The sequence below is a fragment of the Candidatus Symbiopectobacterium sp. genome, from assembly GCF_020054415.1.
GTDB lineage: Bacteria > Pseudomonadota > Gammaproteobacteria > Enterobacterales > Enterobacteriaceae > Symbiopectobacterium.
In genome coordinates, this window is the sequence record NZ_JAHWCO010000156.1 from 1 (window position 1) to 1,282 (window position 1,282).

General features: G+C 51.3%; 2 pseudogenes. One reads left to right on the forward strand and one right to left on the reverse strand.

What is annotated here, in order from left to right:
• Positions 1–336: 336 nt before the first annotated feature.
• Positions 337–1,141 (forward strand): annotated as a pseudogene (locus QZ506_RS21475) (FAD-binding protein); the annotation flags it as partial.
• Positions 1,142–1,202: 61 nt separating this feature from the next.
• On the opposite strand, the pseudogene QZ506_RS04660 reads toward QZ506_RS21475, so the two are convergent.
• Positions 1,203–1,282, reverse strand: a pseudogene (locus QZ506_RS04660) (lipoprotein); the annotation flags it as partial.

Here is a 1,282-nt window from a genome sequence, read left to right on the forward strand (position 1 = left end):
ATCAGGCAATGGCCACGACAGAGATGCGGCGGTAAAACGGGAGAGTACCTCATACACCGTGGAAGGGCTGACCCTGAGAGCGGCGGCGATGGTGCGATTAGACTGGTTGCGCTCAAATTTGAGTTTGAAGATCTGAAGACAAGTCTCCATGGGACTCCTGCTTTTTCTCTTTCTGGCCATCGTTATCTCCATTTCAGTAGAAACTGCGAATGGAGAGGAGGTTAAAAGAGTTAGGTCCCGGAGTGATCGATACGACGCGAATCAGTGATCGACCTTTCATGCGAAATCGTGATCGATTGTCATGCGAATCACTGATCGATCACGATGCGAATATGCGCAGCCGAAAAAGGCGCGAAAGTTATTCTGTTGGAAAAACAAGGTGTTGTCGGCTGAACCGGAAATTTTGCGGAAGGCATCTTCGCCGCAAACAGTTCCATGCAAAAACGTCAGGGGATTATCGTTACCCCAGACATGGCGTTCAAAACCATCATGGAATACAGCAACTGGCTGGCTAACCCGTTCGTGGTTCGCGCGTTTGTTAACCGTTCTGCCGATACCATCGAATGGGTGAAATCCAAGGGTATAAAGTTCGAATACATCGGTCTTGGGGGGGCCAGGCGGGATGTTGACCTGGCACGTTATTGACGGACCGGGCCATGCTCGTTTCCTGATCAAAACCTTCCATGAACAGTTTAAAAACATGGATGTCACCACAATGGTGAAAACCGCCGGTAAAGACCTGATCGTGAAAGACGGCAAAGTCACCGGCGTGACGGCGCAAGACGAGCAAGGCACCACCATCCAGATCGATGCCAAAGCGGTTATCGTCGCCACCTGCGGTTATGCCAACAACAAAGAGATGCTGCAAAAATACGTCGCCTTCCCGGATACCATTATGGTGGGTAACGTCGGTAAAGATGTCGACGGGATCAAAATGGCCTGGAAAGCCGGCGCCAAAGATGAAGGCATGGGCGTACTGCAAGCTTACCGCCCTGGCCTGCCGGACTACGCACCAAACTCCCACATGCTGGCCGCTGCACGCCAACCTTATCTTTGGGTAGATACCCATGGCCGTCGTTTTACCGATGAATCCAACGTGATTATTTGGCCTCACTCCGTTAATGCGCTCTCCAAAGCGGGCTGCATCGGCTTTGTTGAATAAATCAGAACTTGTAACGACTGCGCCCCATACGGGTCGATTGTTACGTGATGCGAATACTGTTCGGCATTCCTAATAGCGTGATCCGGTTAAGCGCTTTGACCATGGCCATGGCTTCACCCA